Source organism: Streptomyces sp. UG1 (genome assembly GCF_049974585.1).
In the GTDB taxonomy this organism is placed as follows: domain Bacteria; phylum Actinomycetota; class Actinomycetes; order Streptomycetales; family Streptomycetaceae; genus Streptomyces.
Genome location: NZ_JBNGGG010000040.1, coordinates 112934 through 119277, shown reverse-complemented (window position 1 = coordinate 119277; position 6344 = coordinate 112934). Strand labels below are relative to the sequence as shown.

Sequence of the window (6344 nt, the reverse complement as noted above, 5' to 3'; positions counted from 1 at the left end):
CGTTGACTTTTGGCACGCTGTTGAGTTCTCAAGGAACGGACGCTTCCTTTGTACTCACCCTCTCGGGCTTTCCTCCGGGCTTCCCTTCGGTCTTGCGTTTCCGACTCTATCAGATCCTTTTCCGATCCGATCCCCAGTCAGCGGGGTTTGTCTTCGCGGCCGTTGGGCCGTTCCGACGAGTGAGACTTTAGCGGATTCCTCGCTCCCGAGCTAATCGGGGGCTGCGCCCTGTCGAGCGCGGATTCCTCATTCCGTAATTACGCACGCCAATGACACGACGGCAGACAGATCGACTGTCGTCGAATAATGGTTGGTACTTGCGGAGTGGTTGTCCGGGGACCGACCGAAGTCGGCGCTCACGTCGGACAACTCGGAGAACACTACGGATCGGGCTGGGGCGTGTCAACTTCGCTCCGTGTGGCACCCCGGAGGCGTAGTCTGGGAGGCATGACGACGCGTACGTGCACCCAACTGTGGTGGGCCGCCTGACGGCGGCCGTAGTCACGTATGCACTCAACGGCCGCCGCCTCGGCGGCCGTTCTCGTATCTCCCTCCAGCTCCAGAGGGTCGGCCGGCCGGGGACGGCGGCCTCGACCAGGAGGCGGAGAAGAGATGGCGCGCGTTTTCAGTGGGGTCAAGCCGACCGGGCATCTGACGCTGGGGAACTATCTGGGGGCCATGCGGCGGTGGGCTGCCGTCGATCAGCACCAGGCCGACGCGCTGTTCTGCATCGTCGATCTGCATGCGCTGACCGTGGACCACGATCCGGCGCGGGTGCGCAGGCTCAGTCGGCAGGCGGCGACATTGTTGTTGGCGTCGGGGCTGGATCCGGAGCTGTGCACCGTCTTCGTGCAGAGTCATGTGGATGAGCACGCTCGGCTGTCGTATGTGCTGGAGTGCGTGGCCACGGACGGCGAGATGCGGCGGATGATCCAGTACAAGGAGAAGGCCGCGCGGGAGCGGGAGCGTGGCGGGAGCGTGCGGCTGTCGCTGCTGACGTATCCCGTGCTGATGGCGGCGGACATCCTCGCGTACGGGACCGATGAGGTGCCGGTCGGGGACGATCAGACGCAGCATGTGGAGCTCGCGCGGGATCTTGCGGTGCGGTTCAACCAGCGGTACGGGCATACGTTCGTGGTGCCTCGCGCCACTCCCCCGCAGGTCGCGGCCCGAGTCATGAATCTGCAGGATCCGGCTTCGAAGATGGGCAAGAGCGATGACTTCGGGCCGGGGATCGTCTATCTGCTCGACGAGCCGGACGTGGTGCGCAAGAAGATCATGCGAGCCGTGACCGACAGTGGGCGGGAGGTCGTGTACGACCGGGCCGCGCAGCCGGGGGTGGCGAATCTGCTGGAGATCCTCGCCGCCTGTACGGGTGGGAACCCATCGGAGCTGAGCGGTGTATATGAGTCGTACGGCGCTTTGAAATCAGCCACCGCGGAGGCCGTGGTCGAGGTCCTCAGGCCCGTACAGGAGAGGCACAGGGAGCTGTGCGCGAATCCTGGCTATGTGGAGGGGGTGCTGCGGGATGGTGCGGAGCGGGCTCGGGCTATGGCTCGGCCGACCGTGGATGCCGCTTATCGGGCGATCGGGTTGCTGCCGGCGGCAACCGGTGTGGGTGCGGGTGCCACTGCGGCTGCGGATATCCGGGTGACTGTCTAGGGGTGGGCGCCTGGGCCGCCGCGGGCGGGCGGCCCTGGACGTCACTTGGTGTTGTTGCCGGAGGCCAGTTCGCGGCTGCGGTCGCGGGCTGCCTCAAGGGCGGCGATGAGGGCGGCTCGTACTCCGTGGTTCTCGAGTTCGCGGATGGCGTTGATGGTGGTGCCGGCGGGGGACGTCACGTTCTCCCGGAGCTTGACGGGGTGTTCCCCGCTGTCGCGGAGCATCGTCGCGGCGCCGATCGCGGACTGGACGATCAGGTCGTGCGCCTTGTCGCGGGGCAGGCCGAGGAGGATGCCGGCGTCGGTCATGGCTTCGACCAGGTAGAAGAAGTACGCCGGGCCGGAGCCGGAGAGGGCGGTGCAGGCGTCCTGCTGGGCCTCGGGGACGCGGAGCGTCTTGCCGACGGAGCCGAAGATCTCCTCGGCGTGGGCGAGGTCGGCCTCGGTGGCGTGGGTGCCGGCGGAGATGACGGACATGGCCTCGTCGACGAGGGCGGGGGTGTTCGTCATGACGCGGACGACCGGGGTGCCGGCGGCGAGGCGGGACTCGAAGAAGGAGGTGGGGATGCCGGCGGCTCCGCTGATGACCAGGCGGTCGGCGGGGACGTGCGGGGCGAGTTCGTCGAGGAGGGTGCCCATGTCCTGGGGCTTGACCGTGAGGATCAGGGTGTCGGCCGTCTTGGCGGCCTCCGCGTTGGTGACCGGGGTGACTCCGTAGCGGGTGCGGAGTTCCTCGGCTCGCTCCGGGCGGCGGGCCGTCACCAGGAGGTCGGCCGGGGCCCAGCCGCCGCGGATCATTCCGCTGAGCAGGGCTTCGCCGATCTTGCCGGTGCCGAGGACTGCGACTTTCTGGGTCATGGCTGGGGTGCCCTCCGGGGGTTGCGTCGTCCGGGTTCATCCTCCCATCGAGGGCTCCTTCACAGGGGGCGTGTCCGGTGGGCGGACGTGGCCTGGGGGACGTGCCGTGCGGCGGTCATGTCGTCCTGCGTCGCAGGGTCGCCGCGCCGAGGCACAGGACCAGCAGGGCACAGCCCGCCACGATCAGGGCGTCGCGGACGAAGTTGGCGGTCATGTCGGTGTGCTTGAGGACCTCGTTCATGCCGTCGACCGCGTAGGACATGGGGAGGACGTTGGAAATGGCCTCGAGGGCGGGGTGCATGTTGTCGCGGGGAGTGAACAGGCCGCACAGGAGGAGCTGGGGGAAGATCACGGCCGGCATGAACTGGACGGCCTGGAATTCGGAGGCCGCGAAGGCCGAGACGAAGAGACCGAGCGCGGTGCCGAGCAGTGCGTCGAGCAGGGCCACGAGCAGCAGCAGCCAGGGGCTGCCGGTGACGTCCAGGCCGAGGAACCAGAGGGCGAGCCCGGTCGCCAGGGCGGACTGGATGATCGCGAGGGTGCCGAAGGCGAGGGCGTAGCCGGCGATCAGGTCGCCCTTGCCGAGGGGCATGGCGAGGAGACGTTCGAGGGTGCCGGAGGTGCGTTCGCGCAGGGTGGCGATGGAGGTGACCAGGAACATCGTGATCAGCGGGAAGATCCCGAGCAGGGAGGCGCCGATGTTGTCGAAGGTGCGTGGGCTGCCGTCGAAGACGTAGCGCAGCAGGAACAGCATCACGCAGGGGACGAGGAGCATCAGCGCGATGGTGCGGGGGTCGTGGCGGAGCTGGCGCAGGACCCGGGCGGCGGTGGCGGTGGTGCGGGCGAAATTCAGGGCGCCGGTGGGGGCGGGGCGGAGCGTGGTGGTCGGGCTGGTCGTCGTGGTCATCGCGTGGTCTCCTTCGCGCGGGCGGCCGCGACCGCCTCGTCGACCAGGTGCAGGAAGGCCGCCTCGACCGTCTCGGACCGGGTGCGGGTGCGCAGGGCGTCCGGGGTGTCGTCGGCGAGGATCTGGCCCTCGCGCATGAGGAGGAGGCGGTGGCAGCGCTCGGCCTCGTCCATGACGTGGGAGGAGATGAGGAGGGTGGCGCCGCGGGAGGCGGCGATGTCGTGGAAGAGGTTCCACAGGTCGCGGCGCAGGACCGGGTCCAGGCCGACCGTGGGTTCGTCCAGGACGAGGAGTTCGGGGGTGCCGAGGAGAGCTACGGCGAGGGAGACGCGGCTGCGCTGGCCGCCGGAGAGGTTGCCGGCGAGGGCGTCGGCGTGGCTGGTGAGGTCGACGTCGGCGATGGCGTGGGTGACGTTCTCGTGGCGCCGGTCGGCGGCCGCGTGGCCGGGGTCGAGGATCGCGGCGAAGTAGGTGAGGTTCTGGCGGATCGTCAGGTCATCGTAGACGGAGGGAGCTTGGGTGACGTAGCCGATGCGGGTGCGCAGGGTGGGGTGGCCGGCGGGGCGGCCGAGGACGTCGAGGGTGCCGGTGACCTTGGCCTGGGTGCCGACGATCGCCCGCATAAGGGTGGTCTTGCCGCAGCCGGAGGGGCCGAGCAGGCCGGTGATCTGGCCGCGCGGGACGGTGAAGCCGAGGTCGCGGAGTACCTGGCGGGGGCCGCGTACGACGTTCAGGGCCTCGGCTCGGATGGCCGGGGTGTCGGGTGGGTCAGAGTGAGCGGACGAATAATTCATCATGCGATGAATAATCCTCCGGTGAGGCTGCGGCGTCAAGCGCGGGGTGGGCTAGGGGCGGGTGGTGTTTGTGGGTTGGGTGTGCGCTGGTTCGGGTGGGCCGGGTACCCCGGCGGCGGGGTCGGCTACCCGTAGGGGAGGGGGCGGCTACCCGTGCAGGAAAGGAGGCGGCCTCGCTGGCGGGAGGCGTGTTGGGGCATGAAAGCGCCCGCCCTCGCCGGGTCGGGGTGGAGGGCGGGCGTGTGGTGGGGAGTCAGGAGGGGGTGGTGGCTACGAGGAGTTCCACGTCGTAGGTCTCTTCGATGATTCCGTCCGGGAAGGCGTCGAGGAGGAGCTGTTTCTCCTCAGTGAGGAAGGCGGTGCTCGCCTCCGTGCCGTGGACCAGGAAGATCGAGTGGCTGCCGATGTTGGCCAGGTGTGTGTCCACGGGGACCCGGCGGCTCCAGCGGACCTTGCGGTGGGTGAAGTCGAGGTTGCCGGTGGGGTCGGCGAGGGCGGCTCGGACGCCGCTGCCGTTCTGGTCGACGGCGGGGTGGCGGCCGAAGCGGCATGCGATGCGGCGCGCCTGTTCGGCGTGCCACGGGATGTCGAGCGGGGTGGTGTTCCACCACAGGGCCAGCGCGCCACCGGGGCGCAGTACACGGAGGGCTTCCGGCACCGAGCGGGTGGGGTCGGTCCAGTGCCAGGCCTGGGCGTAGGTGAGGAAGTCGGCGCAGGCGGTGGCCAGGGGGAGGGCGTTGCCGTTGCCGCGGACGATCGGTATGTCGGGGTGGGCGCTGCGGAACTGGGCCGCCTTGCCCTCGCCGGGCTCCACGGCCAGTACCTCGGCGCCGCGCCGCTGGAGGAGGGCGGTGGCGATGCCGGTGCCCGCGCCGACGTCGATGACGCGGGCGCCGGTGAGGGGGTGGCCGGCGAGTTCCTCGACCGTGTCGAAGAGGGCCGGTGGATAGGAGGGGCGGTTCGCGGCGTACTGGGCTGCGGCGTCGTTGAAGGAGCCGGCGCGGTCGGAGCGGGAAGGGGCGGTCATACGGCCATGGTGGCGCCGGGTTGGTGTGGCGTGCACCTAGTTTGCCCAGCCATGGGTTCGGTGCGGCGGGGCCTAGGTGCGGCGGCGCTTCTTCGCCGGGTTGCCGGTGCGGCGGGTCGTGCGGTTCTCGTGCTGCTTGCGGGCCGTCTCGTATTCCTCGCGGTGGAGTTTCTCGCCGGGGGCCTCGGTGAGGGAGCGGACGAAGTAGGCGAGGAGTGAGCCGACGAAGCCGATGGTCAGCAGGCCGCGGAGGGAGGCCTGGCGGTGGGGGTCGGGGCGCTTGGAGAAGCCGTCCCAGGTGTGGCGGAAGGCGAGGGCGCTGCAGATCGCGAACATCACGACGACCAGGACGGTGACGAAGCTGCCGATGGCGGCGATCTGGATGCCCTCGTAGGCGAAGCGCAGGACCAGGCAGGAGGCGGCCGCGGTGGCGAGCGAGCCGGCGGCGACGGCGATGCGGCGGGCGGTGTAGCCGTGGTCGTGGTCGACCCAGGTGGTGCCGAAGAAGCGCAGGGGCTCGGGGCGGGGGCCCGGGGAGCCCGCGGGGGTGGCCGGAGTGCCGTTCTTCTCGCTCACGCGTCGATTATCGCTCCGACGTGGGGGTGGGCTGCGTACGGGTTCCAAGAAAGCCACGTCGATCGGGTGCCAGTTCCGGCGAACCCGAACGGGCCGGGTTCCGGTTCCCGTGAACCGGAACCCGGGCGGGCTCAGGAGCAGCGTGGGCGGACGTAGCCGTCGCTTCCGGTGAGCACATAGGCGTCCGAGACGTACTCGCCGGTGTCGATGTTGTCCCAGATGTTCGACCTGCCGTAGGGACCGGTCACGTAGGTGCCCGGCGTCTGGCAGTAGATCGGGATTCTGGCGCCCTCGGGCAGGACGCGGACGATGGCGTACTGGGTGCCGGGGCCCCGGCGGACGTTCAGGCGGACGCCCGGTGCGACCGAGTAGTAGGGCACCGCGCTGGTCGTGGCCATGGCCGTGGTGGCCATGGCCGTGGCGACGGGCTCTGTCGAGTCGGCGCCGGACTCCTCGGATCTGTCGACCTCTTCGACACGATCTGCGGACATGATCGAACCTCCCCCGTTGATCCCCATGAC

Annotated in this window: 7 protein-coding genes; 1 reads left to right on the top strand and 6 read right to left on the bottom strand. The window is 69.7% G+C overall.

Translation table 11 applies throughout. The features are described 5' to 3' along the window. The first annotated feature begins 612 nt into the window (after window positions 1-612). The gene (trpS, locus tag ACP4J3_RS37335; RefSeq protein ID WP_426540758.1) at window positions 613-1662 is read left to right on the top strand and encodes a tryptophan--tRNA ligase; all 1050 of its coding nucleotides are present in this window, start codon (window positions 613-615) and stop codon (window positions 1660-1662) included. 41 nt (window positions 1663-1703) lie between these two features. Here trpS and proC read toward each other — a convergent pair whose 3' ends face one another. The 6 genes from proC to ACP4J3_RS37305 all read right to left on the bottom strand — a co-directional run bounded on the left by proC (window position 1704) and on the right by ACP4J3_RS37305 (window position 6314). After that, window positions 1704-2519 (bottom strand): pyrroline-5-carboxylate reductase, encoded by an 816-nt coding sequence (gene proC / locus ACP4J3_RS37330; RefSeq protein ID WP_426540757.1) that lies wholly within the window; start codon window positions 2517-2519, stop codon window positions 1704-1706. Window positions 2520-2634: 115 nt separating this feature from the next. After that, complete coding sequence (locus ACP4J3_RS37325) at window positions 2635-3426, bottom strand: ABC transporter permease (RefSeq protein WP_426540756.1); 792 nt, start codon at window positions 3424-3426, stop codon at window positions 2635-2637. Further along, window positions 3423-4223 carry an ABC transporter ATP-binding protein gene (locus ACP4J3_RS37320; protein ID WP_426540755.1) on the bottom strand — a complete coding sequence of 267 codons (801 nt, stop codon included), beginning with the start codon at window positions 4221-4223 and terminating at the stop codon, window positions 3423-3425. The genes ACP4J3_RS37325 and ACP4J3_RS37320 overlap by 4 nt, the downstream gene beginning before the upstream one ends. Before the next feature lie 250 nt (window positions 4224-4473). Next, window positions 4474-5247, bottom strand: coding sequence for a class I SAM-dependent methyltransferase (locus ACP4J3_RS37315; RefSeq protein WP_426540754.1), 774 nt, complete (start codon window positions 5245-5247; stop codon window positions 4474-4476). A gap of 72 nt (window positions 5248-5319) precedes the next feature. Continuing rightward, on the bottom strand, window positions 5320-5823 hold the full coding sequence (locus tag ACP4J3_RS37310; protein ID WP_426540753.1) for an EamA/RhaT family transporter: 504 nt from the start codon (window positions 5821-5823) through the stop codon (window positions 5320-5322). Window positions 5824-5954: 131 nt separating this feature from the next. Next, the gene (locus tag ACP4J3_RS37305; protein WP_426540752.1) at window positions 5955-6314 is read right to left on the bottom strand and encodes an SH3 domain-containing protein; all 360 of its coding nucleotides are present in this window, start codon (window positions 6312-6314) and stop codon (window positions 5955-5957) included. Window positions 6315-6344: the final 30 nt, after the last annotated feature.